Annotated in this window: 26 protein-coding genes and 1 tRNA gene; 10 read left to right on the top strand and 17 right to left on the bottom strand. The window is 41.1% G+C overall.

Annotated features, from left to right (window positions below; translation table 11 throughout):
* Nucleotides 1-495: 495 nt before the first annotated feature.
* From mfnA to MZHIL_RS10795, 4 genes are all read left to right on the top strand, one after another.
* Nucleotides 496-1,647, top strand: a complete 1,152-nt coding sequence (mfnA, locus tag MZHIL_RS10175; RefSeq protein ID WP_013899292.1) for a tyrosine decarboxylase MfnA — start codon at nucleotides 496-498, stop codon at nucleotides 1,645-1,647.
* A 226-nt stretch (nucleotides 1,648-1,873) separates the two neighbouring features.
* Complete coding sequence (locus MZHIL_RS10170) at nucleotides 1,874-2,965, top strand: CBS domain-containing protein (protein WP_013899291.1); 1,092 nt, start codon at nucleotides 1,874-1,876, stop codon at nucleotides 2,963-2,965.
* A gap of 30 nt (nucleotides 2,966-2,995) precedes the next feature.
* Nucleotides 2,996-3,889: a TraB/GumN family protein gene (locus tag MZHIL_RS10800; protein WP_052306391.1), complete on the top strand. Its 894-nt coding sequence runs from the start codon at nucleotides 2,996-2,998 to the stop codon at nucleotides 3,887-3,889.
* 15 nt (nucleotides 3,890-3,904) lie between these two features.
* Nucleotides 3,905-4,381: a hypothetical protein gene (locus MZHIL_RS10795; RefSeq protein WP_052306390.1), complete on the top strand. Its 477-nt coding sequence runs from the start codon at nucleotides 3,905-3,907 to the stop codon at nucleotides 4,379-4,381.
* Between the two features lie 26 nt (nucleotides 4,382-4,407).
* On the opposite strand, the gene fhcD is transcribed toward MZHIL_RS10795, so the two are convergent.
* From fhcD to MZHIL_RS10100, 13 genes are all read right to left on the bottom strand, one after another.
* Nucleotides 4,408-5,301, bottom strand: a complete 894-nt coding sequence (gene fhcD, locus MZHIL_RS10160; RefSeq protein ID WP_013899290.1) for a formylmethanofuran--tetrahydromethanopterin N-formyltransferase — start codon at nucleotides 5,299-5,301, stop codon at nucleotides 4,408-4,410.
* 84 nt (nucleotides 5,302-5,385) lie between these two features.
* On the bottom strand, nucleotides 5,386-7,431 hold the full coding sequence (locus MZHIL_RS10155; RefSeq protein WP_013899289.1) for a heavy metal translocating P-type ATPase: 2,046 nt from the start codon (nucleotides 7,429-7,431) through the stop codon (nucleotides 5,386-5,388).
* Between the two features lie 21 nt (nucleotides 7,432-7,452).
* A complete protein-coding gene (dinB, locus tag MZHIL_RS10150; RefSeq protein ID WP_013899288.1) occupies nucleotides 7,453-8,544 on the bottom strand; it encodes a DNA polymerase IV in 1,092 nt (363 codons plus the stop codon).
* A 15-nt stretch (nucleotides 8,545-8,559) separates the two neighbouring features.
* A complete protein-coding gene (gene cysK, locus MZHIL_RS10145) occupies nucleotides 8,560-9,492 on the bottom strand; it encodes a cysteine synthase A (protein WP_013899287.1) in 933 nt (310 codons plus the stop codon).
* A gap of 57 nt (nucleotides 9,493-9,549) precedes the next feature.
* Nucleotides 9,550-10,518 carry a serine O-acetyltransferase gene (locus tag MZHIL_RS10140; RefSeq protein WP_013899286.1) on the bottom strand — a complete coding sequence of 323 codons (969 nt, stop codon included), beginning with the start codon at nucleotides 10,516-10,518 and terminating at the stop codon, nucleotides 9,550-9,552.
* Nucleotides 10,519-10,653: 135 nt separating this feature from the next.
* Nucleotides 10,654-11,319 (bottom strand): endonuclease III, encoded by a 666-nt coding sequence (nth, locus tag MZHIL_RS10135; RefSeq protein WP_013899285.1) that lies wholly within the window; start codon nucleotides 11,317-11,319, stop codon nucleotides 10,654-10,656.
* Between the two features lie 32 nt (nucleotides 11,320-11,351).
* A complete protein-coding gene (gene porB / locus MZHIL_RS10130) occupies nucleotides 11,352-12,227 on the bottom strand; it encodes a pyruvate synthase subunit PorB (protein WP_013899284.1) in 876 nt (291 codons plus the stop codon).
* On the bottom strand, nucleotides 12,224-13,438 hold the full coding sequence (porA, locus tag MZHIL_RS10125) for a pyruvate synthase subunit PorA (RefSeq protein ID WP_013899283.1): 1,215 nt from the start codon (nucleotides 13,436-13,438) through the stop codon (nucleotides 12,224-12,226). Before porA ends, porB begins: the two co-directional genes overlap by 4 nt.
* A 1-nt stretch (nucleotide 13,439) precedes the next feature.
* Nucleotides 13,440-13,700: a pyruvate synthase subunit PorD gene (porD, locus tag MZHIL_RS10120; RefSeq protein WP_013899282.1), complete on the bottom strand. Its 261-nt coding sequence runs from the start codon at nucleotides 13,698-13,700 to the stop codon at nucleotides 13,440-13,442.
* Complete coding sequence (locus MZHIL_RS10115) at nucleotides 13,697-14,245, bottom strand: pyruvate ferredoxin oxidoreductase subunit gamma (RefSeq protein WP_013899281.1); 549 nt, start codon at nucleotides 14,243-14,245, stop codon at nucleotides 13,697-13,699. Before MZHIL_RS10115 ends, porD begins: the two co-directional genes overlap by 4 nt.
* A gap of 310 nt (nucleotides 14,246-14,555) precedes the next feature.
* Nucleotides 14,556-15,023, bottom strand: coding sequence for a universal stress protein (locus tag MZHIL_RS10110; protein WP_013899280.1), 468 nt, complete (start codon nucleotides 15,021-15,023; stop codon nucleotides 14,556-14,558).
* An 11-nt stretch (nucleotides 15,024-15,034) separates the two neighbouring features.
* A complete protein-coding gene (locus MZHIL_RS10105) occupies nucleotides 15,035-15,547 on the bottom strand; it encodes a universal stress protein (RefSeq protein WP_013899279.1) in 513 nt (170 codons plus the stop codon).
* A gap of 77 nt (nucleotides 15,548-15,624) precedes the next feature.
* Nucleotides 15,625-15,909 carry a GYD domain-containing protein gene (locus MZHIL_RS10100; protein ID WP_013899278.1) on the bottom strand — a complete coding sequence of 95 codons (285 nt, stop codon included), beginning with the start codon at nucleotides 15,907-15,909 and terminating at the stop codon, nucleotides 15,625-15,627.
* A gap of 169 nt (nucleotides 15,910-16,078) precedes the next feature.
* Between MZHIL_RS10100 and MZHIL_RS10095 the strand changes: the two genes are divergently transcribed.
* From MZHIL_RS10095 to MZHIL_RS10085, 3 genes are read left to right on the top strand one after another with little or no spacing between them, the layout of a single operon-like run.
* On the top strand, nucleotides 16,079-16,612 hold the full coding sequence (locus MZHIL_RS10095; RefSeq protein WP_013899277.1) for a dephospho-CoA kinase: 534 nt from the start codon (nucleotides 16,079-16,081) through the stop codon (nucleotides 16,610-16,612).
* 5 nt (nucleotides 16,613-16,617) lie between these two features.
* Nucleotides 16,618-17,064 carry an RNA-binding domain-containing protein gene (locus MZHIL_RS10090; protein ID WP_013899276.1) on the top strand — a complete coding sequence of 149 codons (447 nt, stop codon included), beginning with the start codon at nucleotides 16,618-16,620 and terminating at the stop codon, nucleotides 17,062-17,064.
* 50 nt (nucleotides 17,065-17,114) lie between these two features.
* Nucleotides 17,115-17,888, top strand: a complete 774-nt coding sequence (locus MZHIL_RS10085; protein ID WP_013899275.1) for a sugar phosphate isomerase/epimerase family protein — start codon at nucleotides 17,115-17,117, stop codon at nucleotides 17,886-17,888.
* Between the two features lie 118 nt (nucleotides 17,889-18,006).
* Here the strand turns inward: MZHIL_RS10085 and MZHIL_RS10080 are convergent, their stop codons facing one another.
* From MZHIL_RS10080 to MZHIL_RS10065, 4 genes are all read right to left on the bottom strand, one after another.
* Nucleotides 18,007-18,303 carry a DUF427 domain-containing protein gene (locus tag MZHIL_RS10080; protein ID WP_013899274.1) on the bottom strand — a complete coding sequence of 99 codons (297 nt, stop codon included), beginning with the start codon at nucleotides 18,301-18,303 and terminating at the stop codon, nucleotides 18,007-18,009.
* Nucleotides 18,304-18,568: 265 nt separating this feature from the next.
* Nucleotides 18,569-18,642 (bottom strand) — tRNA-Lys (locus tag MZHIL_RS10075).
* 89 nt (nucleotides 18,643-18,731) lie between these two features.
* Nucleotides 18,732-20,537 (bottom strand): ATP-binding protein, encoded by a 1,806-nt coding sequence (locus tag MZHIL_RS10070; RefSeq protein ID WP_013899273.1) that lies wholly within the window; start codon nucleotides 20,535-20,537, stop codon nucleotides 18,732-18,734.
* Nucleotides 20,524-21,798, bottom strand: coding sequence for a DNA double-strand break repair nuclease NurA (locus MZHIL_RS10065; protein ID WP_013899272.1), 1,275 nt, complete (start codon nucleotides 21,796-21,798; stop codon nucleotides 20,524-20,526). Before MZHIL_RS10065 ends, MZHIL_RS10070 begins: the two co-directional genes overlap by 14 nt.
* A 96-nt stretch (nucleotides 21,799-21,894) precedes the next feature.
* Here MZHIL_RS10065 and MZHIL_RS10060 point away from each other — a divergent pair, with 96 nt between their 5' ends.
* From MZHIL_RS10060 to MZHIL_RS10050, 3 genes are all read left to right on the top strand, one after another.
* Nucleotides 21,895-22,101: a hypothetical protein gene (locus MZHIL_RS10060; protein WP_013899271.1), complete on the top strand. Its 207-nt coding sequence runs from the start codon at nucleotides 21,895-21,897 to the stop codon at nucleotides 22,099-22,101.
* A gap of 161 nt (nucleotides 22,102-22,262) precedes the next feature.
* Nucleotides 22,263-23,642 carry a metallophosphoesterase family protein gene (locus MZHIL_RS10055; protein ID WP_013899270.1) on the top strand — a complete coding sequence of 460 codons (1,380 nt, stop codon included), beginning with the start codon at nucleotides 22,263-22,265 and terminating at the stop codon, nucleotides 23,640-23,642.
* A complete protein-coding gene (locus tag MZHIL_RS10050; protein WP_013899269.1) occupies nucleotides 23,639-26,305 on the top strand; it encodes an AAA family ATPase in 2,667 nt (888 codons plus the stop codon). The genes MZHIL_RS10055 and MZHIL_RS10050 overlap by 4 nt, the downstream gene beginning before the upstream one ends.
* Nucleotides 26,306-26,385: the final 80 nt, after the last annotated feature.

The following is a 26,385-nucleotide window of genomic DNA, read 5'->3' as shown; positions in this document are numbered from 1 at the left end:
TTTGCACCAAAAAAATGACATCAAGAAAATTAGCTGTTCTTTTTAAAAATGTTATAAAAAGGATGTAGAGACGGTATTTATATGATTTTGATGATAAGTCTACCCCTATATTTCCAGTGGAAAGGAAATAAATTTTAATTGAGAATTAATGATGTATAATTAAAACTAAATATCAACTTAATAAAATTTACTAAAAAGAAGGAAAAAAATCATGATAGATGTATTCCATCTGAAGACCCCTTTATTTCCATTGGAATCTTTATAAAGGAGAGAGACCCCATTGTTTCAACTGGAAGGCTGAAAAAAATAAGTCAACTTATTTTTTAAAAAATTTATTCTAAAAATAGAGTGGTGTTACTATTAATGTCATTATATATAAAGCTTACTTTAGTCTGGAAAGATGTTATCATATGTTTTTTATTCCAGTGGAAATGATGGGGTGGGGTCCTTGCCAAGCATAATTGTTTTAAAGATGCTGCAATAACAGGAAACCACATGAAAAATTCCGGATTAACCGAAAGTCAGTTATTCGATATTCTGAAAGAAATAAAGAAAAAGGATACAAATTACTCCAGAGTACTCAGTGCTATGTGTACTCATCCTCACAGAATAGCTGTAGAAGCTCATATGATGTTCATAGAATCCAATATGGGTGATTCTGGCCTGTTTCCAGGAACAAATGAAATGGAACATTGTGTGATAGATATGCTTTCAGACCTCATGCATGGCCAGGGTGTACATGGCCACATGACTACAGGTGGTACAGAGTCCAATATTCAGGCGTTAAGATCAATGAGAAATTTTTCTGAATCATCCAGACCAAATGTGGTAGTTCCGGAATCAGCTCATTTTTCATTTGATAAGATTGCTGATGTTCTGAGGATTGAAATTAGAAAAGCTTCAATGGATCAGGAATTTAAAGTTGATATTGAATCTTTTGAATCGCTAATAGATGAGAATACCGTGGGGCTGGTGGGTGTAGCAGGATCAACAGAATTTGGTCAGATAGATCCTATAGAGGATATTTCCGGATTGGCAGTTGAAAACAGTCTTCCCCTTCATGTAGATGCAGCATTTGGAGGATTTGTGATTCCGTTTCTTAAGAAGGATTACAGTTTTGATTTTTCACTGGATGGTGTAACCTCAATTGCCCTTGATCCCCATAAAATGGGACTTGGTACTATTCCAGCTGGTGTGCTTCTGTTTCGTGGAGAAGAATATTTGAGTAACCTTCAAACGGATACTCCATATCTAACAACACAGACCCAGCATTCACTGACAGGTACCAGGAGTGGAGGTGCAGTTGCTGCAACCTATGCTGTTATGAATTATCTGGGAAAAGATGGTTATATTGAAGTAGTGGATTACTGTATGGACCTTACAGAAAAGCTTGTAGAGGGATCATATAGAATTGGTATTGAGCCGTTGATCGAACCGGTGATGAATGTTGTTGCTCTCAGGATTCCAGATGCAGATTTGGTTAGGAAGATCTTGCGGGAAAAATACGGTTGGATGGTTTCAATAACAAGAGACCCCCGCTGTCTGAGACTTGTTATGATGCCCCATCTGACCATTGCCAATCTGGAGTTGTTTTTGCAGGATCTGGAAAAGGCAGTAAAAGATGTTGATACAGGAATGGATAGCTGATCATATTGATCAAATTTAGATACCAAAGGGATGAATGGTGGATACCTGGCCCTGAAACTTGTAAGGGCGTGTATCCACATATTTTATCTGTCAGTCAATACTATGAGTGGTATGTATAAATCACTGATCCTAGCGTGGTGAAAGTATTTAACAACTAACCTGCTCCGGTAAAATATCATGGCCTGAAGACAAAACTAAAATAGCATTAAAAAGAAATGGATATCCCATGAAAGCATCAGTCAAGATAGCAACTGTTCTTGGAATACCTATCAAGGTTCATATATCTTTTTTACTCATATTGCCATTATTTGCATTTGTATTTTCAATCAATCCTGAACCCTTTGGTTTTCAGGGGATCACACCGGATATTTTAAACTATGCACTTTCACTTCTGGCAGCCATCCTTCTATTTGCATGTGTGTTGCTACATGAACTGGCCCATTCGTATGTGGCTATGAAATACGGAGTGAAGATATCTGATATTACACTCCTGCTCATAGGCGGGGTATCGTCCATGGAAGAGATACCCAGGGAGCCAAAACAGGAGGCAACAATGGCATTTGCAGGTCCCTTTGTCAGCATTGTTCTTGGTATTATTTTACTTGGAGTAAACTGGATATTCATTGTGATAGCACCTGTTTTTGAAGGGGGTGCCATTTACAGGCTCCTGTTAATTCTTGGGTCAATCAATATTATTCTGGGAATTTTCAATCTCATACCTGCTTTTCCAATGGATGGAGGCAGATTGCTCAGGGCGTGGTATGCAAATAAAATGACCTATGTCAAAGCTACTGAAAAAGCCGCCAGTGTAGGTAAGATGTTTGCCATTTTCATGGGTCTTATTGGGTTGCTGATAAATCCATGGCTGATAATAATTGCCTTTTTTGTCTACATTGGTGCATCTGAGGAAGCAAGATCAACAACGACTACAGTGAGTCTTGAAAATGTGAAAGTAGGTGACATAATGTCCGATTCAATTATATCAGTACCCTCTTCTTTTACAGTTGATGAGTTGCAGAATTTCATGTTTGAAAAAAAGCATATGGGATATCCTGTAATGGACAATGATCGTCTGGTGGGAATTGTTACATTAACTGATGTTCGGGGTGTCAGTCCGGCTGATCGTATGGCTATGAGGGTTGAAGATATAATGACCCGCGAGGTAATTACTCTTCCAATGGATGCTGATGCATCTGATGCCATAAAGTTGATGTCCAGAAAGAATATAGGGAGGGTAATAGTTACAGATAATGATTCCGTAGTTGGGGTGCTGTCACGTACAGATCTGGTACGTGCACTTACATTCCTGCGTGAATAATAAAATTTCAAAAAGGTTAGGCAGCAATACATGGATACCAATAGCAATTACAGAGAATCTGATATCAGTCGGGAGCACTCATCTACTTCTGGATCAGTTTATGATGAAAGTGTCCTATCCTCTGATTCATCAGATGTTTCTGTTCATGGATCAGAGGACAATACATTTTCAGATGAGATGCTGCTTGAAACTGATGAGGAGGACCAGGAACCTTCAAAGATTATCATAGTGGGAACTGCTCATGTTTCAGAGAAAAGTGTCAGGGAAGTTATCGAAACCATCGAGAGGGAGAAACCGGATGTTGTTGCTGTGGAACTGTGCAGGTCTCGGTATGAGACCCTGAAAGGTACTGCACCTGAAGTTTCAGAGGTTCCTATCAAAACAGTTCTCAGTGAAGGCAAGATTTATCTCTTACTCATCCACTGGCTTCTTGCATATATTCAGAAAAAGATCGGTGCTGAGGTAGGTATCCAACCGGGCGCAGAAATGATCAGTGCAATAGAAGCAGCTGAGGAAAGTGGTGCCAGACTTGCACTGGTGGACAGGGATGTACAGATAACCCTTCACCGTTTATGGTCCAGAATGGGATTTTTTGAAAAGATACGTATGCTTGGTGCTCTTATTGGAGCTGCAGTAGGAATTGGTGGAGGGAAGCGCCTTGATGATATAGATATGGATGACATCACAAGTCAGGATACTGTGAATGTGCTTATTGAGGAACTCAGGAAGATATCCCCTACAACTGCCAGAGTGCTCATTGATGAAAGGGATGCATATATTGCTTCAAACCTTCTGGATATTGCCGGTGGAGGCAGCAGAAAAATAGTGGCTGTTGTTGGTGCCGGCCACAGGGCTGGAATTGAACGGTATCTTTCAGATCCAGAATCCCTTCCACCAAGAGGACAGCTGGTTGTGGTAACCTAAAAAAAAATTAACTGGATGAAAGTATCCGGCATTATTTTTGCATTGATAGCCATTGCTGCATTTGCACTCCTGATACTCTCAGGAACCCCTCTTAATATAATCCTTATTGCATTTGGATGGTGGTTCATAATTAATGGAACACTGAGTGCAGCAGGTGCACTCATAGCCAGGGCCCACCCATATTCAGTAATTACAGCCTTTTCAGTGGCATGGCTGACATCCCTGAATCCAATGATGGCTGCAGGATGGTTTGCAGGACTTGTGGAAGCCAGGAAAAGAAATCCTACAACTGCTGACTTTAAGAACATGATGGATATTGAAACGACCCAGGATATGATGGGAAACAATCTATTCCGGGTTATACTGGTGGCGGCACTTGCCAATCTGGGAAGTGTTCTTGGGACTTTTCTGGGAGCATATGTAATGATTCAGGTTGCAGGAATTGATCCCAGAGAGGTTATATCAGCCGGTCTTGCAGGTATTGGCCTGTAACTGAAAAAGGAGAAAAAGAGGTTTTTTTAGAGTATTTCGTGCAGGTTGAATTTGTAGGGACCAAGATTTCCTCCGTAATTTCCTGCCGTGATCTTTTTTATTCCTGGAATCTTGACAGCAGCTTTAATACCTGCAGCCATAGCTGTGCTGACGGCATCAACATCCAGGCCATTGATAACTATTTCATATATTCCATTGACATCTTCTGGAACCTGTGTATCTTCTATCTTATCCTTGATTGAAGGGCAGAATCTTTCGTTGGCTGTTGCCTTCAGGAACTTATACTTATTGGCACCTGGCTTTGAACCACTTGCCACGATACCTCCCGGGAAAGGAGTAATTGATCCTTCTGTCTGCTGTATGGCATCAACAGCAACTTCAGCTGCTGTTAGTGCACTCATCTGACAGTCACCAAGAATGAAGAAATTTCCACCAGCTACGCCTTCAACAGCTCCCACCGAATGCTCTGCAATGAAATCTCCTTCCATCAGTGGTATTCTGTACACCTTTCTTCCATTCATTTCATCCTCTGATTCCATACCGTCTGCAAAGAACTTTAGCTTGAATCCCGTATCAAACTGTTTCTCAGCATCAGGAAGACCATTGTACATTGCTGTGGTTGGTGCTGTGAGCACGCACTGACCAAGTCTTTCCAGGAGCTGTTCTTCCAGAGATTTATAGCCAAAGGTACAGATCTGAATGTATACTCCTGGCCTTCCATCTGGTGTACTGTCACCGCTTACAAATCTTTCAATACCAGCTTCTGCAGGACACATGATAACAGAGGTCCCAAAGCCAGTAGCTTCCTGGGCAGCAACTTCGGCCCATTTTCTGGTAGCTGCTGTTATCAGTACGCGTCCCATTTTTATAGGAAATGCTTCTGCAAATGTATCTTCAATTTCAACGCCGTTTAGTTCCATAATATCCCTTCCACTTACTTGATTGTAATTTAAATATGATATGAGTACATGAAGATTACAATACATATACTCTTCGAAATCCGCTCATATTTTCAGCAACTGGGCATTGATTGCTACAATAACTGTACTCAGGGACATCAAGATCGCTCCCACAGCCGGGGAAAGCAAAATTCCCTGATTATAAAGGATGCCTGCAGCAAGAGGAATAGCTACTGCATTGTAACCGGTTGCCCAGAAAAGATTCTGGATCATCTTTCTGTATGTGGCTCCTGAAAGCTCAATACATGCAAGGACGTCTGCAGGATTGCTTCGTACAAGGATGATGTCTGCAGTTTCAATGGCCACATCGGTTCCGGCCCCGACAGCTATACCAACATCAGCCTGGGCAAGGGCAGGTGCATCATTTATTCCATCACCTGTCATTGCAACTTTCATTCCCCTTTCCTGTATTTCCTTAACCTTTTTTGCTTTTTCATCCGGCAGTACTTCAGCAAAATATTCATCCAGCCCGATTTCTTCAGATACCCATTTTGCCACTCTCTCATTGTCACCGGTTATCATCAGGCATTCAATATTCCTGTTCCTGAGGTATTCAATTGTCTTTTTTGATTCAGGACGGATGATATCTGCCAGTGCAATGGCACCTTTTAGCTGATCATCTATGAGAACAAAGACCACGGTTTTACCCTGCTCGGATAGTTTATCAAGCTCACTTGCCGGATATTCAATGCTTTTTTCTTTCAGGTATCCTGGACTTACTACCTTCACATCTTTTTCATTGACCAGACCCCGGGCACCCTTGCCAGGTAATGCTTCAAAGTTGTTCAGAGGATGTGTCTGATCTACAGAGGATACAATACCCTTTGCAAGAGGATGCTCTGAACTTGATTCAACAGAAGCTGCATATTTCAGGATCTCATTTTTATCCATATCTGAGAAACTGATAGTATCGGTAACCCCAAATTTTCCCTCCGTAAGAGTGCCTGTCTTGTCAAATATTATGGAATCAATATTACGTATACCTTCAAACGCCACCCTGTCTCTTACAAGCAAGCCATTCTTTGCTCCAATTGATGCTGAGATCGCAACTACAAGGGGTATTGCAAGACCCAGTGCATGGGGACAGGTGATTACCATTACAGTAACTGATCTTTCTATTGCAAATGCAAAATCCTGGCCCATGAAATATAACCATACAAGGAGAGTAATACTGCCACCTATTAGTGCTATAAATGTTAACCACCTGGCTGCCCTGTTCGCCAGGTCCTGGGTTCTTGATTTACTTTCCTGGGCTTCTCTTACAAGTTCCACCAGCTGGGAGAGAAATGAATCCTTTCCCGTTTTCTTTACCTCTACTTTGAGGGCCCCATCTCCGTTTATTGACCCCCCTATAACTTCCTGACCCTCTGATCTTGGTACCGGTTCCGATTCACCTGTGATCATTGCTTCATTAACATGAGAGGTACCATCAACAACAACTCCATCAGCAGGAATTTTTTCTCCAGGCTTTATCAGTACTGTGTCACCTACCTGAAGAGAAGTCACAGGTATATCCTGAACATTTTCCCCATTTTCTATTTTGTGAGCAGTGGATGGCATAAGACGCGCAATCTCTTCCATGGATCTGGAAGCACCCATAACGGATTTCATCTCAATCCAGTGTCCAAGCAGCATGATATCAATAAGGGTTGCCAGTTCCCAGAAGAGAAGTTTACCTTCAAGACCAAAGACAACTGCACTGCTGTAGAAGAAGGCAACACTTATTGCAACTGCAATAAGTGTCATCATACCGGGCTCCCTCTGTTTGAGTTCCCGGATTATTCCGGAAAGGAAAGGGTATCCTCCGTAGAAATAGATCAAGGTAGAAAGAAGAAAGAGCACATAAAGATCACCAGTAAAACGAAACTCTATTCCCAGGAATTCCTGTATCATGGGAGACAACAAAAGGATTGGTATGGTGAGAATAACAGATACTATAAACCTTTTTTTAAAATCTTCCAGCATCATTTCATGATGGTTTTGAGAAGAATGGGAAGTGTTTGTATCATTTTGGTCATTATGATTATGATCAATCATACTTTCATTATTATGATCCTGTTTGTCTTCTTGGAGATCGTGCTCTTTGTCCATATAAGGACATCATATTTTCTATTAAATATAATCTTTGAGTGTCAGCTGTCCTGCAGTGTTTTGAAGATCATCCACCCTCACACCCACTCTCCTTAATTCAAGGCTGGTATCTTCAAGAAAGTCCTTTGCCATCTGTCCTGCATTCATGCGTAGAATTTCCCGATCAGTAATTGCATGGTTGAGAATTTTACTTCTGGTATGCATTTTAAGGTCAGATGTTATGCCAATAAAAACTATTTGTCTAAAGGATACACCAGCTTCTGTTACTTTGTTGATCACGTCATCGGCCAGTCTGTCCAGCAGGGACGTTATTTCTTTAAGATTTCTGGTATTTTCGGGCAGAGTTGCAATCCTGCTGATCTGATTTGAATCACCTCTGTCACGGACCACGGAATCATCCAGACCCATTGCTGCTCTCTTTAACCATGATCCTTTTTTCTTTCCAAAAGTTTCTATCAACCTGATCTGATCATATTCTGCCAGCTGTCCAATGGTCCTGACACCTATCTGAGCAAGCCTGGACTCAGTAACCTTCCCTATCCCCCATAGCTTCTTTACATCCAGGGGTTCCAGAAAAGCCATTGATTTTTCAGGAGTTATGACAGTAATGCCATCTGGCTTTTTGTATGAAGAGGCCATCTTTGCTATAAGTTTATTTGGTCCAATACCAATAGAACAGGTCAGGTTTTCCTCGGATTTTATCCTCTGCTTTATCCTGATTCCTGTCTCAAGGGCCGTATCAAAATCACCATTGCATGACCTGGTTATATCCAGGAATGCTTCATCTACGCTGATCTGTTCTAACTGCTGTGCACTATCTGCAAATGGTCTCAAAATATTCATAATGTTATCAGATACCATGGTGTAATATTCCTTCCTCACAGGAAGAAATACAGCTTCATTGTCGATCTTTTTTGCCTTAGCACATGGCATTCCTGCACTTATGCCCCTCTCACGGGCAAGATAATTGCATGTGCTCACAGCCCCGCTCATCTCACTTCGGCCTGAGTACATGCATATAACCACAGGTCTGCCCTGAATTGATGGATCATCCCTCTGCTCTATAGCTGCATAAAAATAATCCATGTCAACGTGCACAATTATTCGAGACATGTTCAGTGTTCAGTTTTACACATCAAAGTCTGCCAGAGGAGTGCTCAGATATCGTTCACCGGTATCAGGAAGTACGACAACTATCATCTTGTTCTTGTTTTCAGGTTTTCTGGCAACCTGCAGTGCTGCGCAAAGAGCTGCTCCTGATGATATTCCTGCCAGAATTCCTTCCTTTCTTGCCAGCTCCCTGGCCGTTTCAAAGGCCTGGTCATTGTCTATCTGGATGGTCTCATCAATGAGATCTGTATTGAGTATCTGAGGAATGAATCCTGCTCCAATTCCCTGTATCTTATGAGGGCCTGGTTTCCCGCCGGATAGTACAGGTGAATCCTTTGGTTCTACAGCAATTGCCCTGAATTCAGGCTTTTTGCTTTTTATAGTCTCTGCAACACCTGTAATGGTTCCACCGGTTCCTACACCTGCAACAAGTATGTCCACCTGACCATTGGTATCATTCCAGATCTCTTCACCTGTTTTCAGGCGATGTGCCAGAGGATTGGCAGGATTATTGAACTGCTGTGGTACAAAGGATTTTGGATATTCCTGAGCCAGTTCCTCTGCTTTTTCAACAGCGCCTTTCATCCCTGCAGCACCGGGTGTGAGGACAATTTCAGTGCCAAATATCTTCATTATTTTTCGCCTTTCAATGCTCATTGTGTCAGGCATGGTAAGTATCAGCCGATATCCCCGTGCAGCACATACAAAAGCAAGGCCAATACCGGTATTACCTGAGGTTGGTTCAATTATGACTGTATCACTATCGATAAGATTGTTCTTTTCAGCTTCCTGGATCATCTTCAGGGCAATTCTGTCCTTAACTGAACTTAGAGGATTGAATGATTCCAGTTTGGCAATTACCTGGGCATGGCATCCCTGTGTTATTTTGTTGAGTCTGACAAGAGGCGTGTTTCCTACAGTTCCTGTAATATCATCATATATTTTCTCCATTTCTGTTCCCCCATATATTGTATTATATAAATTTTTCTATAGTTATCATTGCAGATTTCATGAATTTTTGCGTTCCCTGTAGACCAGATTGGGTTTTTCTATCATGACCTTTGTATCTGGTGGAACAGGTTCTGTGATCCATACATTTCCCCCAATCACTGAACGTGCTCCTATTACAGTATCGCCTCCAAGAATTGTGGCTCCTGAATAGATAATGACATCATCCTCAATTGTAGGGTGGCGCTTATGACCTTTGATAAGCTTTCCTCTCTCATCCTTTGGAAAACTCAGGGCACCAAGGGTAACTCCCTGATATACGCGCACATTATTGCCTATACTGCATGTTTCTCCAATGACAACACCTGTTCCGTGATCAATGAAAAAGCTGTGTCCTATACTTGCAGCCGGGTGGATGTCAATTCCGACTGTATTGTGGGCATATTCGGTCATAATGCGAGGCAGGAGTGTTATGTCCTGCTTATGCAGTTCATGGGCAACACGGTAGATGGTAACTGCAAAAAGACCAGGGTAACTGAATATTACCTCATCATAGCTCCTGGCAGCAGGATCGCCATTATAGGATGCTATAACGTCAGTTGCAAGTACTCTGCGTATTTCAGGTATTTTTTTCAGGAATTTTATGGTCTCTGCCTGTCCCCTATCGACACACTCTGTACATTTCTCTCCATATCGCTGGCATTCATGGATTATGCTGTTGGTTATCTGTCTTGATAGCTTTTCAAACAGATCTGTGATGGCATTTCCTATATGGTAATGAAGATTGTTCCTGTCAAGAGTCCTGTTATCAAAATATCCGGGATAGAGAATCTTTCTCATGAGATCTATTATCTCAATAACCTCATCCCTTGACGGAATAACTGCTGCATCCACATGATCGAAACAGTTCCTGCCCAGACAACTTTCTGTGATGGTATTCACAATATCAGGAATCTCTGCCCTGTAGCGCTTTTCAATCTCTGCGTTTATGATTTCACATTTTTCATAGTGCCTGTCCTTTTCGTCCATATATTAAGCTCCATGTCCGTACATATTACTCACATTATAATATATACGAATGATGAAAGAAAACGCCTTTCATAGAAAAAGTTTACCTGAATAATTATAATTACTGGGATAGCGGCAATTGCAGCCTGTTATTGTTCAAGCAATCCTGCTTGATGGGCAGAGATGATTAACTACGCAGACCTCACATTCAGGGCCCCTGGCATGGCATACTCTGCGTCCGTGAAGTATCAGTGTCATTGATAGATCTTCCCAGTCAACCTTATCGGCAAGTGCCATTAGCTCCTTTTCAATCTTTTCAGGATTTTTACTATCAGTAAACCCTAGCCTTCCTGCCAGACGGGCAACATGAGTATCCACTGCAATACCACAGTTCTTTCCAAAGGCTCTGGATAGTATTATATTTGCAGTTTTTCTTCCAATACCAGGAAGTTTCAGTAAACCATCCATATCTTCAGGTATCCTGGAATTAAAGTCCTCTATTATGATCCTGGCACTTTCTTTGATATTCCTGGCTTTGTTTCGGTAAAATCCGGTGGAATATACATCCATTTCCAGTTCATTTAGATCAGCTTGTGCAAAATCTTCCAGTGTCTGGTACTTTGAGAACAGTTTTTCAGTGACTCTGTTGACCTGTGCATCAGTTGCCTGGGCCGAGAGAACTGTAGCTACAAGTAATTCCAGAGGATTTTTATAATTCAGGGCAGGCTCTGGATCAGGATAATTTTCCTTTAGAATATTCCAGATAAAGGTGAACCTTTCCTGTGCATCTTTTATAGCAGGGTTTTCTCTATTATCTTTCATTAGCTGTCCCTGTATAGAAAAAAAAGGGCTGCTTACTGCAACCCGAAATGTTTGATGTTATAATCTGCAATTGCCTGAATCTTCTCGATCTCTTCTGCTCCACCTTCCATGGTGAAAAGATGTTTGAACCGGCGCTGCATCCTGAGATAATCTTCAACAGGTTTTGGCTTTTTGATCTTTTTAACGGATGTGATCTCACCATTCTCCATTTCATACATAGGCCAGAGTGCTGTCTGGACAGCCAGTTTTCCAATTTCTACGGTCTTTGCAGTATCAAAGCCCCATCCGGTCGTACATGGTGCATGGGCATGGATATATGTAGGCCCTTCAATATCGGCTGCCTTTTTGACTTTTTTCATTAGATCTTTTGGATATGCAAGGGTTGTTGTTGCAACATAGGGGGATCCGTGTGCAGCCATAATTGCTGGCATGTTCTTCTTTGGTAAGGGATTACCAAAAGATACTTTTCCTGAAGGACTGGTTGTGGTAGTTGCATTAAATGGCGTAGCTCCGCTTCTCTGGACACCGGTGTTCATGTATGCTTCATTATCAATACATATGTATACTATATCATGTCCTCTTTCAAAGGCACCTGAGATACTCCTCATTCCAATATCCAGTGTACCTCCATCACCTGCAAGCACAACAACCTTAGTGTCTTCTTTTTTGTCCATTGCCTTTAGAGCAGCTTCTATTCCAGATGCCACTGCACCTGCATTTTCGAAAAGGGAGTGTATCCATGGTACCTGCCAGGAACTTGTGGGGAAGGCACTGGTGGTTACTTCAAGGCAACCTGTTGGACTTACAATGATACAATCCTCCCCAAGGGCCCTTAAAGTAAACTTTGCTATCATTGTATCGCAGCATGCAGGACATGCAGTATGTCCCGGGCTTAACAATTCTTTCATATCAAATCCTCCCTAACATCAATGAACTGGCTCTCGGAATCTATTCCGGATTCCATTGTTTTCTTTGCTGTATCTATTATATTTTCAATCGTTTTTTCAGGTATATCTCTTCCTCCATGCCCCAGTGTGAACCCAATTACAGGAATTCTGATATCTGTGTTGTACAGGCATGATTTTGTTTCTGTAAAGAGTGCTCCTTCGTTAAGTCCGATGGTGATGTTCTTATCAAGTGTGACAACCACCTTTGAATTGGCAATGGCTTTTTTGATGGCTTCTGCAGGGAATGGTCTGAAAGTACGGATCTTGAGAAGACCCACCTTTTCACCGCGGTTTCGCATCTCGTCCACCACATCTCTTACAGTACCAACCACTGATCCCATTGCAAAGAGGATTATATCTGCATCTTCTGTCATGTACTCATCTACAAGACCACCATAATATCTACCGTAGATATCCCTGAACTCATCAGCGGCTTCTTCAATCCTTTCAAGGGCTATATCCATTGCCTGCTGCTGCAGGTATCTGAATTCTGTATAGGTTGAAGGATCAGCAAAAGCTCCAAAACTTAATGGATTCTTTGGATCAAGTTTGAGCTCTGTTTCGTATTTTTTTAGGTATTTGTCTGTAAGATCCTGTTCGAGCAGTACAACTGGCTCATATACATGGGATAGTATGAACCCATCCATACATACCATTGCAGGAAGCAGTACATCCTTATCTTCAGAAACCCTGTACGCCTGTGCGATCATGTCAGATGCTTCCTGTATATCCTCAGCATATAACTGGATCCATCCGGTATCTCTCTGGGATATTGAGTCCTGCTGATCATTCCAGATATTGATTGGAGCGCTCATTGCCCTGTTAACGATTGTCATGACAATTGGAAGTCTCATACCTGCAGCATTGAACATAACCTCATGCATGAGTGCAAGGCCCTGAGATGTTGTGGCCGAATATGTCCTGGCTCCGGTTGCAGCTGAACCAACAAGTGCTGAGAGTGCGGAAAATTCTGATTCTACATTCATATATTCACAGTTTGGGATCTCTCCATCTGCCATAAACTGGGATAATTCCTCAACTATGTGTGTCTGCGGAGTTATGGGATATGCTGAAATGACATTTGGTCTGCATATTTTGACAGCATGTGCAACTGCATATGACCCTTCAACAACGGTCATCTTATCTTTATCTGTTTCGCGTAATACAGCCATTTTATTTTTCCTCCAGAATCATTTCAATGGCATCTACAGGACATTCATTGGCGCAGAGTCCACATCCCTTACAGTAATCATAATCAAAATCATAGAATCCATCATCTCGCAGAATAACCGACATATCAGGACACAGCAGTTCACAGAGTTTACATTTTATACATTTATCGTAATGATAGATAGGTCTAAAGTTTCTCCATCCGCCTGTCTTGTTTTCTCGAGTGGTTCCTGGCTGGCATACTCCTCCTGGTGTGATACTCATGCCTTTGCCTCCATGGTCATGTTATATGCTCTGTCAATAGCTTCAGCATTCTTTTCTCCGATCTTACCGGAAAATCTTTGCTTTACTGCATCTGCAATGGATCCTGGCTGAATCTCTCCGGTTGCAGCGGCAAAAGCTCCCAGCAGAATGGTATTGACAATTGGTCTTCCAATAACATCCAGTGCAATCCTTGTTGCATCCACTGTCATTACTTTTGCTCCTGTACTGAAACTGAACTGTTCAGGTTCAAACTCACTGTTGATAATAATTGTTCCATTGTCCTTTATACCGTTTGCAACATCTACTACCTCAATAAGGGTTGGATCCTGAACTATCACGTAATCTGGCTGGTATACCTGACTTCTCAGTCTGATTGGTCTGTCACTGAGTCTGGTAAAGGCCTGTACAGGAGCACCCCGGCGCTCCACACCAAATGCTGGAAATGCCTGACTGTATTTTCCATCAGCAAATGCTGCAACAGCCAGGAGCTCGGCGGCAGTAACAGAACCCTGCCCACCTCTACCATGAATTCTTATCTCTTTCATTATTGATTCTCCCTAAGTCACAAAGCATGGTCATATTTTTGTTAGATAACAGCACAATTGTTGATGATTGCAGTGGCTTGCTCACTAGCCTGGTGCCTGATATCTGGTCACATGCGCAATTACATGCAATTATCCCTGAATGCAGCTAAATTCACAGCGATAATTGCAATGTTTAATTGTGTAGAATTCCTTAATGCATAATTACTATTTAGTCTTTCGGTGAGTGGATGCACTGATATTTATAAAAACGGTTCAAAATAGCAGCAAAAAATATGTAAAATGTTGAGATATGTGGGAAATGTATGTGGAATCATTCATTATTCTGACTGGTTGGAGTGTAGCGCTGGACAACAAGAACCTGTACCTTTGAGGTCCTAACCACATTTTCCGCAACACTTCCAATGGATAATTTCCTGGAGGCGGTTACTCCCATGGTTCCCATCACTATCATATCCATATCATTTTTTTCTGCATAGTTGACAATTTCAACAGCAGGATTTCCTTCAACTATAACAGGTTCTACCTGAACGTCTTTCATTTCTCCTGCTTTCTCCACATGCGAAATAGCATCCTTCCCCTGGTTTACCAGGTATTCATGCACCTTTTCCTTATCTTTAAAATCTGCAAGATATTTTTTGTAGCTGGTATCAACTACATATACTGCATATACCTTTGCACCGCTGAGTTTGGCGATCTCAATTCCAGAAGCAACGGCTTTCATGCTGTTCTGAGATCCGTCTGTGGCTATCATGATCTTCTGGTAGACTCTGCTCTTCATTATACATCTCCTCAGTCAGGGTATTTTACATGTTCCCTTTTTTCCCTTAATTTCTGTTCTCTCATTTCCTCATTGGAAAGCTTTCCGGCCCTTTTTCCCTCGACAGGCTGTGTGAATTTTGACTGTACGATCATGACAGGTACCTTTGAGTGTCTGACAACGTTCTCTGCTACACTTCCAAGCAGGAATCTTTTTACTCCGGAATGTCCTTTGGTACCCATTACCACAAGGTCTGCATCGTTTTTTTCTGCATACTCTATAATCTTTTCTGCCGGATTTCCTTCAAGTATCACAGGTTTTACATCCACTCCCTTCTCTTCTCCCTCCTTTTTGACATAATAGGTTGCCTTTTTACCTTCTTCTGACAGGGAAGAACTGTTGCTTTTTGTCAGAGGAGAGTGAATAACATAAATTGCATCTACTGTTGCGTTTGTAACACCTGCCAGTTCTATTCCTGCATCTACTGCATCTCTTGAATTGATTGAACCATCAGTGGCAATTGCTATCTTTTTAAAGCCAGTCATTTTTATTCCTCTCTGAATATATTGGTAAGATATATTGATCAAAATATACTGATCAACTGCTGGACCACCGAATCTATTCAGTCCATGGATTCTATGAATTCATCTATGGGTATTGCAGTGTATGTCTGGGTTCTTATACTTCCCCTGGCTGCCAGTTCAACCACTGCTCTGGAAATTGCTATTTCATCCTTTGCTTTAACGATATTGATGAAATCGTACTTTCCAAGTATAAAGAATTGTTCCAGAACCTCTACTCCCATCTCTTTGAGTTCGTCGTTTACTTCTTTTATTCTATGTGGATTTTTCTTGAGAGTTCTTGCCCCTTCATCTGTAAGTTTTGAAATTATCACATACTTCGTCATTACTTTTACCTCCAGATCCCCTTTGAGTTTATCACTACTAAATTCTTATCTGTGTGAATAAATAGTTTGCCATGTTCAGCCGGATGTTTAATAATTTAAATTATCTTTTTGGGTATAGATCAGAAGTACTGACAACTTTTAAATAATATATCCATAAGGATAAATAACAATGAAGATTATAGCTTTTGTTGGAATGCCTGCTTCAGGCAAATCTGAAGCATCAATGGTCGCCAGGGACTTTGGGATCAATGTCATTAACATGGGAGATGTTATCCGGGAAGAAGTTGAAAAAAGAGGTCTTGAGCCTACAGATAAAAATGTTGGCCAGGTGGCCAATGACCTGCGGGAGAGGGAAGGAATGCACGCTGTGGCACAGAGGTGCGTACCAAAAATAAAAAAGGTCGGTTCAGATATAGTTGTAGTGGATGGTGTAAGGGGAATTGCCGAGGTTGAATACTTCAAAAAAGAATTCGGGGATGACTTCAAACTTATATCCATCAGTGCCCCGCCTGAGTTCAGATTTGAAAGGATCAGGATGCGTGGTAGAAGTGATGATATGAGTGATTTCAATGACCTTATCCGCAGGGACACAAGGGAACTGAGCTGGGGAATGGGGCAGGCAATGGAAGATGCCGATGTGGTTGTAGATAATACCTCCACACTCGAAGAATTCAAAGATAATATAGAAAGAATATTGAGATAGTACATATGATAGATGTTGAAATATCTGCTGCAGTAAATCCTACAGAAAACTGTTCAAGGATAATGGATGGAATTGACAATATATTCCCCCAGATCGAAATGGAGCTGAAAAAATCAGCTGGTGCATATAATATCATAGGACATGGGAAGCTGAATTCACTGGAAAGGATGCATGATCTGCTCAGGAAGGAAAAGATACTGGATACAGCAAGAAAGGAACTGGAAAAAGGACAGTCATCTGATGGTTCATATACCTGCATACTTATAAACAAGCAGGTGGCAACAGTTGGCCATATCAACTTCCCGGCAACTGAAGAACCACTTGGATCAATTCACCTGACAATAAAAGCTCATTCCAGAAAAGAACTGGAATCCCTTTTTGAATGGCTTGCACCACACACCAGAGATGGTGTACCAGAGACCGAACTTGATATAAGCTATGTTAAAGAATAAGTTCTGTACTGGTTAAATATATTCACTGATAGCTGAATGGGGAGAATTATTTGAAGATCAAGAACCTGAGTTTTTCATCCCGTACTGTTGCAGATAATCCCTATAAGTGGGCCTATGAACTGGAGGATATTGGTTATTCCGGCTGGGAGATCGTTCAGGAAGGTCCCCAGTCTCTCAATGAGGAAAACCTGGTACTTTTGCAAGATATATATGAGACTACGGACCTGAAACTGACAATCCACCTGCCTTTTTCTGATATGAACCTTGCCTGTCTGAATGACAGCATCCATCGTGAAATTATAAGACAGCTATTCCAGGACCTGCAAATGGCATCTGAATACGTTGATCTGGCGGTGATACATCCAGGCCACTATTCTCCATATGGAGCACAGGTTCCGTCACTGGCATGGAAAAGAAACATAGAATCCCTGCAGATCATATCCGATGCCGGTGAAGAACTGGGTATCAGAATAGCTGTAGAGAATATGCCAGATGTGATGCAGATCATGGGACGACGTCCCCAGGAAATGATCGAGATACTGGATAGTGTGAACAGGGATAACATATACATGACATTTGATGTAGGCCATGCCAATACCAATGGAAATATAGATGAGTTTATTTCCATGTGCAGCAACAGGATAAGACATGTTCATATCCATGATAATATGGGAAAAAGAGATGAGCATCTGCCAGCAGGCAAAGGCAATATCGACTGGAAAAATCTGGTGAAGAAGCTTCCAGGTCACAAATGCATGTTTGTAACAGAGATGGGAGATCTGGAAGATGGAATTGAATCTGTTTCCTATCTGAAAAATCTCTAGGAAGAATAGAACCTGCTAAATCAAATATATACATAGATTTCTAATTTAACTGCAGCTGGTTTGTGAAGCACAAGCATATCTACCAATCAGAAATAAAAGCCCTGGCTCACTTTATAATTTAAACTATGGAAAGATCAACATCTTCAGCAAAGCCTACATAATTCTTGAAGTCACGAGCACGTGTTTGATATTCTGCGTAATACCATGCACCGTTTTTGTACACTTCATCGTTTATTACAATATCATAATATTTTATAGGTCCTTTATCATCTTCTGTTTGATGATCATTTTCTTTCAAATATTGCATATCAATATCATCCTTAGAAAAGTATTTTAGACCATCTATGCACACAAAATCCTTTGATTTTCCAATCTTTTTTCCGTTCCATTTAATTGTCCAGTATACTCTTACCATTTAAACACCTTTGAAATTGATAATGTTTTAAACATTATTTAAGAATCAAGAATAGTATATAATATTAAATTACCTGAGAATGCGAAAACAAGATGTAACAGAATTCAATGTGCCTACTAAAAGCATTCCCATTAATTAGAACAATTCTATTGATCATATAAAATGTATTGATAAACAGAATCTAATATCCATTTGAATCATCACAGGAACTACGGGTGAGCCTGCAGATCAGTTTTCATTAGAAAAAGCAGAAAATAATTAAAAACGGGCCGGAAGGGATTTGAACCCTCGGCCTATGGATTAAGAGTCCATCGCTCTGCCTGACTAAGCTACCGGCCCATTTTTCATAAATAAAGGATGATTGATCTCATAGTAGCTATCCTGATATATACGTTTCGGTAAATTCTGATAGAGAAATATGGGATATTTCAGATATGTCTGACAACACATCTGGACAATCCTGTGATTTCAACAATATCGCTGTTATCAGGACTATGTATTATCATCTGCCCCTTTTTAAGATAGGGAATTCTTTTCTGATATTCCTTTGCTACATTGAGGGCATTGATCGCAGAGTCATTGGTAAGGTTGAGGATAACTCTGGTGTTTACCTGCTTGAACACGGTATCATCAATATCCTGGGGATCCTGTGTTATCAGCAGAAGCCCGAGTCCCTCCTTTCGTCCCTGGCGGGCAGCATCGGCAAACTTTGAGACTATCCTTCTGGAATGTTCGCCATCCACCCTTGCAAGATACCTGTGAGCTTCATCAAGGCCAAGTATTATGGGTGTATTCTTGACATCCAGGTTACCTGAAGTGCTGAGCTTGTTATCCACGATTACCGTCATCAGGGTAAGTACTATCAGATCCCTGATACGTGGTGAATTAATATATTCTGTTGGAAATACACTTATATAGCCGGGTTTGAATACATCTGCCAGCATTTCTGTAATCGGGGCTGCATCCTGGTCAAATACTTTTTTGAAGGAAGGGTTATTCACTCTTCTGACAATCCCGTCATAGGATGCTTCATGTATCTTACCGCTGTCCACATAGGTGGCTCTGGTGCCTGCGTCACTGATATAGTCAATAAAACCCCTGTAGGTTGGTCTGGTTATGTTCCCTTTTCTGAAATAGTCATCAAGAAGCAGATCCATTGCGATATACTGAAGTTCTGTCATGCCTGCAGGAGCTATCAGCCAGGAATTTGACCTTACCACTTCAAAGGGTATGGTAAATTCGATCTGCTGGGCCCTTGACTTCCCGCTGTATTTATGGTCCTGAACCTTTGCAGCAAATGTTCTGGTTCTGGACCACCTTCCATAATTGATCCTGTGTGACCTGAAGTTATTTTCATCTTCAGATGTGAGAACATCGTTATCCTCAAATAGCTGGGAATATTCATCCTGAGGGTCCATTATGACAAAACAGGGGTTTTTCTTTGTTTCACTATCAAGACGCAGCTGATACCTGTTGTCTTCGTCCATGAATTGCCTGATAATATTTTTTGTCAGGAAGGTTTTTCCAGTGCCTGTACTTCCACAGATAAGAAGATGCCTGAATACCAGAGGATCTCCCATTGAATAATCATTTCTCAGGTAATATGGTACTGTAGGGGGAGATGCATGTGTTCGTATCAGTTCCCCGCCTACACTTAGATGACCCATGAATATGCCTTCCTTTGGTATGTTTAGACCTGTCTGGATTTTTATTTTATCGTTTACAGGCATGATCGGAGTATTTGGTCTGGGTATTCTGTCACTCATTCTGCGTGTAATCATACCTTCTTTCTTCTGCTCATAGAGTATACAGATAGGATCCAGATAGGCCAGAAATTTATAGTCCATTTCACTGGTGGTATTTGATTTGAGCATTCTCATCGAATGTATCTCAGTGGCATCATCAACATCAAATTCCTGGAGGTACTGGAGTTTCCATATCCTGGCAAAAAGGTCCTCATCTCCATATGGTACGATCACATACATACCCAGACGTATATCGTTTCTGCGCCCTGTGGAAATATATGCCGTAAGCTTTGCACCGGCCTCAGTGATTTCCAGTGGTTCTATTCCTGTTGTGATTATTCCAAAAGCTTCATCCAGAACATTCTCATTTATGGATCTGTCAGTATCTGGAACTATATATTCTTCAAATTCAAAATCTTCATTGTTATTGTGGCTGCCAGATTCATCATCTGTCCTGGCGTAGGCCATTATATCCTCATCTATATTCATCCGTTTCACTCCAGCGAATATCGTTATATTCTGTGTCCACTCTCATGCTCCTGAAATCCCTGATGATCTGCTTTCGTTCTGCCAACCTTATCTTTGCAATTGAATCTGCTTTTGATAGGGTCAAAGGAATTTTATTAACTGACAGGTCATGGAGGACCTTTGTTTTGATCATATCTCTCATCCCCTCATTCCTTGTGAGTCCATAAGGGGCTTCGATTTTGAATATGGTGTTCATTGAGGGTACATAGACCATAAAGAAGGTCAGTGCATAATATTCACAGGGAAACTTGTGTGTTATTGACTTGTCCACAAGGGGTGAGTTCTCCTTTAACATATTTTCATAGAACTGGTTTGGCTGCAGGAACCAGCTGGTATAGGTGATATGTCCTTTCAGTTTACTATTTTCCTGTTGCCTGTGGATGGGTGGTGAGAGTACACATTTGAAGAACTGAGCGTCCAGTAGCCAGGGGATATCCGATCTTTTTTTCTCCCTGCGTATTGTTCTCATTATTTGCATATCTTCCGGGTTCTTTACAAATCCGATCAGAGGTATACTGTTTTCTATATGATGATCCACTATATCAACATAGTTCTGGAGAATCTTTTTTGTATTGGGATCATCCCGGATCTGAATATCATCGGAATCAACAACCATCCAGTACATTAGCTGCTTTGGATAAATCGGGCCGTCCATGATAAAGAATCCTTCCCTGTCAAGTTCTTCCATCATCCACAGAATGTGCTCGGATTCTGCATAATAGAGTGCAATATCATGAACCATTCTACGGGTTCGCTTGTTCAGTAGCCCAGGCTGGATCTTGATAATCTTTTTTCTTCCCATCCCTTCGTCAAAATATGTCCATGAATGTTCTGCATGTATGCCTGAATACATGCTTGGAGAATAGGTTGCTGCCACTATGGTCCTTTTTCGGTGTATTTCCGGATCAGTAGGTGTGGAAGCAACTGCACAGTGACAGAAATCAACAAATGTTCCGTTATCAAAAGCTATTGGATTGGTACTCCCGCTATCACAGGAGTATGTGGTACTGAAGTTATCTCTTGATAGCGACATCTCATCCATACTGACCTTTGAACGGTTCAGTTTTTCCAGAGCTTTCAGCACAGTATCGCCCTGAAAGGTCAGCTCCTGCAGGAGACTGAACAGATTGATTGCAATATCAGGTTCATCCTCTGTAATCGATGTATCTATACTGGAAGCCAGGCTGGATATTGCTTTCATATGTACCGGTTCAAGGGTCATGAGAATATGTTGGTGTCTATAAATGATATATAATTATTCCTGGAACCACAATTTATTTAAATCCAACAAACATTTTTTAAGTACAGGAGGCATTTTATGAAATGCGAAATATGCGGGAAAGAAAGTGATGATAGATATTGCTCTGAGTGTGGTAAGGTAATGAATGAGGTTATCAGGCGAGTGGGTGAAAAAAGGTGGAGTGCCATTGATGATTGCTCTTTCATATATCCTATGGTAAAGAGGGTTGGAAGAGGAGAACTTACGGTTAATGATATTATACAGGAACTGGAACGAGAGGACTGATCCTGTTATATTTTTCTTATTTTTCAGATATTATGTCCGGATCAAATAAAGATCTGATACTGCCATTGCTTAATTATATGCTGTCCCATGTAGGCAGATCAGAGAACTTGATTTATATAGAATGACAATATGTATCCTGGGTAATATACCAGGGGATTTGAATGAGATCTGAGATCAGGCTGGTTCACACAGCGGATTCACATATTGGATATAAGCAGTACCATAGCGAGATTCGAAGACAGGATTTTTTGAATGCTTTTTCTTCTGTGATCAATGACTCCATTGAAATGAATGTTGATGCGGTAATACATGCAGGCGACCTTTTTGATACCCGCAATCCTACACTTGATGATATTCTTGATACCATAGCCATTCTGTCAAAGCTTAAAAGTGCAGACATTCCGTTTCTGGCAATTGTGGGAAATCATGAGAGCAAACAGAATTCCCAGTGGCTTGACCTGTTTGAAAACATGGGAATAGCGGTAAGACTTGGAACTGAACCATACAGGATTGGTGGGATATCAATCTATGGTATTGACAATGTATCCAGATCAAAGATATCCTCCTTTGACTATTCCCTTTTCAATGCGCATCCAGAATCTGATTATAATATACTTGTAATGCATCAGCTAATGAAACCGTTTCCTTTTGGGGAATGGGACTGCAGAAAAGTTATTGATTCCCTTCCTTTCAATGTTCATGCAATATTGCTGGGAGATTATCATATACATGATAAAACCATGGTAGGAGATACATGGGTAACATACAGTGGCAGTACCGAAAGAAACAGTGCATCGGAGAAGGAAAGGCGTTCCTACAATATAGTGAAAATATCGAATTCGGGAATTGATATCAGTCGCCGCCATATACCTACCAGGGAATTTGTCTTCATTCCTGTGAACATCAGTGGAGTATCAGATATATATGAAGATATTTTTGGGAAAATAGATGAACATAATCTTAAGGACAGGGTGGTCTTTGTAGATATTCATGGTAAGACATCTGTACCTGTATCCTATACAGATATTGAGGAACACGTGAGGAGCAGGGGTGCCCTTGTTAGCCGTGTAAGGGATATGAGAATTGCAGGAAACAGACCTGATGACCTGTCAGTATCGGTTTCATTCTCAGACCCGGACGAGGCCGTAAAAAAAGAGATCCACAGGATGCATCTGACTTCTGCAGGTCTGCTTATTGATGAGATCGTTAGGGATCTGAATATTCCAAAGAGCAGAGTTGATGCAGAATCTGAAGAGCGTATTGCCAGCATGATGGAGACTATGGACTTTAAACAGATGGATTTTGATAATGAACAGGTATACTCTGATAATTTAAATTCAGATGATAAGCAACCAGAAGAATCAACCCAGGTTCGAAGATCCCTGATAGAATCAGAGGTAGATGTGGTAACCGTACAGTCTGATGAGGAGCCAGAAACAGGGACTTCAAAAGAGCAGTCTCCTGAAAATACAGATCCTGCTAGACCGGAACAAGGTAAACAGGGCTCATTAAAACAACATAATCTGGGGGATTTCCTTTGAAACTGAAAAACCTTCAGATAGAAAATATTAGAAGTTATGAAAATCTGGATATCTCTTTTGATGACGGGGTCACAGTTGTCTCAGGAAACAATGGCAGTGGAAAGTCAAGTCTCCTGGAAGCCTGCTTTATAGCTCTTTTTGGAAGCAGGGCCCTTACAAAGGATTATGTGATCGGGGATATGATACGAAAAGGATCATCAAAGGCGTCCATCAATCTTGAGTTTGAATATGATGGAAATATATTTGAGATTGAACAGGCCTTCAGGATGTCTTCAAAGACCGGACGTGCTACCAGTACCAGATCGGTTGTGAGATCAGGAAATGAGGTGATTGCAGACCAGGCTACCCAGACATATGAATTTGTATGCAATATGCTTGGGATGGATGAGGAAGCATATAGAAACTGTGTTTATATAAGGCAGGGTGAGATTGATGTGCTCATCAATGCAAGGTCTCAGGATCGCCAGCGTATGATCGATGATCTGCTGCAGATTGGAAGACTTGAGGAATACCAGGAACGGTCGGTCAGTGCCAGGACCGGCATAGGTCGCCACCAGAGATATACTGACCAGAAGATCGGGGATATTAAGTCTGAGATTGAAACAATCAGATCACAGGATCCTTATGATACCCTTTCTGCCCTTAAAGAGGAATCCAAAAAACTCCAGGTTAAAATCAGCCAGCTCCAGGAGAAGAGAAATAAAGCCCTGGTAAAGATCAATAGTCTTGAAACCGACATCCGGGAATATGACAAGGTTATGGATGACCTATCTTCTCTTAAAGGTCAACAAAATAAGCTGATGGACAGAAAAGCATCTCTCTATCAGTCCATTGAAAGTTCTGGAGATAAGATAAGGTCCTATAAAAGGGCAATGAGTGAACTTGAAGCTGAGACCCGAAAATTGAAGACCAACCTTGGGATATCTGCTGATGCAGAAAATATGGGAACGGTTGCATCTGAAATAGAAACTTTTGAGCGTAATATAAGTGATAAAATAAATGCTCTGAATCATGAAATCAGCTCACTGGAAAAGGAAAGGAAACAGAAGAAAGAGTCACTTGAATCTCTGGAAAAACAGCTGAATTCAAAGAACAGAAGGATTGCTGATCTAAAGCGACATCTGGATTCCAGATCCCGTGAAATTGAGGACCTTGAAAGGTCTGTAAGGCAGATGGAGCAGAAAAAAAATGATACAGTTGCTGAGGCCAAAGACCTTGGATTCTCACCTGAAAAGCTTGAAGAAATCGATGAGATCATGGGACTTCTGAGAGATCAGCAAAAGCGATTGCATGGAAAGGAAAGTGGGATAAGGACCAGACTGGAAGAGCTGAATAAAAAAATACAGACAAACAGGGAAATGCTCGAGAAAGGAATCTGTCCAACCTGTGGTCAGGATCTTGAAGGTTCTCCAGTCTCTAAACAAGAGAATGAAGATCTCATGAAGGTAAAAGAATACTCCAGTGAACTACTGGATATTGAGAGAAAACAGAAAGAGATCGAAGAGAGGATCAAAAAGGTAGATCTTGCAAGAAAACTGGACAGGAAACTGCAGGATTATACATATCAGAAAAAGATCGCTGAGACAAATATCCAGTCAAACGGAAAAATGATTGATGATTACAATAAACAAATTGCAGAGTTGGAAGAGGAAATTGTTTCATTAAAGGATCAAAAGGAAGAGGTGATCAGGGCTCTTGATTCACTCTCTGACAGTTCCAGATCATTGAATTCCAGAAATACAAATCTGAAAACAGAATACTCACAGGTCCAGAAGAAACTTGATGGTATCAGACACATAATGAAAAATACTGACAAAGTTCAGGAATATCTCAGTAAAGCTGAACAGCTTGAGAATGGTATCAAATCGGATCAGGATAAGGTGCAGATGCTGGAAGAGAATATCTCTGATCTCCAGAGGCGAATATCAGAACTTAGAAAGAAGCTTGAAGCTGAGAATATAGATGAGATGAAGAAAAATTACAGGCTTTACAGAAAAGCCTATGATAACATGGGTAATGATATTGAAAAAATGAATGAAAAAATGAATGAGCTTTCAAGACAGGAAGGGAAACTTGAAGCTGATATCAGCCGGCTGTCTACACTTGAAAAAGACCTTCAGCTAATGATCAACCAGAAGAAGTATCTTGAGAGGGTATATGAAGAAGGTCGATCACTGGAGGATATGTATAAACGCCTCAGAACAGAACTTCGTCTAAAGAATATCGATGCCCTTGACAGTCTGATGAATGAGATATTCTCACTCATGTATACCAACAATGCCTATGCCCGTATAGAACTGGACCAGGATTACAATTTCACAGTCTATGAGAAGGATGGTACTCCACTGGAACCAAAGCTTTTAAGTGGAGGAGAGAGGGCAATATTTAATCTAGTACTCAGATGTGCTATCTATAGGCTCATGTCCATGGGCAGAGGAAATGATTCAATTGACCTTCCTCCTCTGATAATGGACGAACCAACGGTATTTCTGGACCGTGGTCATATACACCAGCTCATAAAACTCATTGATATGATGCGCAATGTGGGCGTGGGACAGATCCTGATCGTATCCCATGATGAATCTCTTATCGACTCGGCAGATCTTGTGTTCTCAGTTGAGAAGGACCCTGTGACAAACATTTCATTTATTTCATCTGGCTGAAGACTGGAAAAGGGTCACCGATCCCGTAAATCCCAAGTTATATATAATTTAAATACAATTATATTAACACTAATTGAAAT

Source organism: Methanosalsum zhilinae DSM 4017, from assembly GCF_000217995.1.
In the GTDB taxonomy this organism is placed as follows: Archaea; Halobacteriota; Methanosarcinia; order Methanosarcinales; family Methanosarcinaceae; genus Methanosalsum; species Methanosalsum zhilinae.
This window is presented reverse-complemented; position numbering and strand designations above follow the sequence as displayed.

Coding starts and splice junctions, on each gene's coding strand:
- MZHIL_RS10140 (WP_013899286.1), bottom strand. CDS start 10,518: ATGGACGAAAAGGACAGGCACTATGAAAAATGTGAAATCATAAACGCA.
- porB (WP_013899284.1), bottom strand. CDS start 12,227: ATGAAAGAATTGTTAAGCCCGGGACATACTGCATGTCCTGCATGCTGC.
- MZHIL_RS10065 (WP_013899272.1), bottom strand. CDS start 21,798: ATGACCCTTGAACCGGTACATATGAAAGCAATATCCAGCCTGGCTTCC.
- cysK (WP_013899287.1), bottom strand. CDS start 9,492: ATGGAGAAAATATATGATGATATTACAGGAACTGTAGGAAACACGCCT.
- MZHIL_RS10170 (WP_013899291.1), top strand. CDS start 1,874: ATGAAAGCATCAGTCAAGATAGCAACTGTTCTTGGAATACCTATCAAG.
- MZHIL_RS10795 (WP_052306390.1), top strand. CDS start 3,905: ATGAAAGTATCCGGCATTATTTTTGCATTGATAGCCATTGCTGCATTT.
- porD (WP_013899282.1), bottom strand. CDS start 13,700: ATGAGTATCACACCAGGAGGAGTATGCCAGCCAGGAACCACTCGAGAA.
- mfnA (WP_013899292.1), top strand. CDS start 496: ATGAAAAATTCCGGATTAACCGAAAGTCAGTTATTCGATATTCTGAAA.
- fhcD (WP_013899290.1), bottom strand. CDS start 5,301: ATGGAACTAAACGGCGTTGAAATTGAAGATACATTTGCAGAAGCATTT.
- MZHIL_RS10060 (WP_013899271.1), top strand. CDS start 21,895: ATGAAATGCGAAATATGCGGGAAAGAAAGTGATGATAGATATTGCTCT.
- MZHIL_RS10800 (WP_052306391.1), top strand. CDS start 2,996: ATGGATACCAATAGCAATTACAGAGAATCTGATATCAGTCGGGAGCAC.
- MZHIL_RS10115 (WP_013899281.1), bottom strand. CDS start 14,245: ATGAAAGAGATAAGAATTCATGGTAGAGGTGGGCAGGGTTCTGTTACT.
- MZHIL_RS10105 (WP_013899279.1), bottom strand. CDS start 15,547: ATGACTGGCTTTAAAAAGATAGCAATTGCCACTGATGGTTCAATCAAT.
- MZHIL_RS10110 (WP_013899280.1), bottom strand. CDS start 15,023: ATGAAGAGCAGAGTCTACCAGAAGATCATGATAGCCACAGACGGATCT.
- MZHIL_RS10070 (WP_013899273.1), bottom strand. CDS start 20,537: ATGAATATAGATGAGGATATAATGGCCTACGCCAGGACAGATGATGAA.
- porA (WP_013899283.1), bottom strand. CDS start 13,438: ATGGCTGTATTACGCGAAACAGATAAAGATAAGATGACCGTTGTTGAA.
- nth (WP_013899285.1), bottom strand. CDS start 11,319: ATGAAAGATAATAGAGAAAACCCTGCTATAAAAGATGCACAGGAAAGG.
- MZHIL_RS10090 (WP_013899276.1), top strand. CDS start 16,618: ATGATAGATGTTGAAATATCTGCTGCAGTAAATCCTACAGAAAACTGT.
- MZHIL_RS10155 (WP_013899289.1), bottom strand. CDS start 7,431: ATGGACAAAGAGCACGATCTCCAAGAAGACAAACAGGATCATAATAAT.
- MZHIL_RS10055 (WP_013899270.1), top strand. CDS start 22,263: ATGAGATCTGAGATCAGGCTGGTTCACACAGCGGATTCACATATTGGA.
- dinB (WP_013899288.1), bottom strand. CDS start 8,544: ATGTCTCGAATAATTGTGCACGTTGACATGGATTATTTTTATGCAGCT.
- MZHIL_RS10095 (WP_013899277.1), top strand. CDS start 16,079: ATGAAGATTATAGCTTTTGTTGGAATGCCTGCTTCAGGCAAATCTGAA.
- MZHIL_RS10080 (WP_013899274.1), bottom strand. CDS start 18,303: ATGGTAAGAGTATACTGGACAATTAAATGGAACGGAAAAAAGATTGGA.
- MZHIL_RS10100 (WP_013899278.1), bottom strand. CDS start 15,909: ATGACGAAGTATGTGATAATTTCAAAACTTACAGATGAAGGGGCAAGA.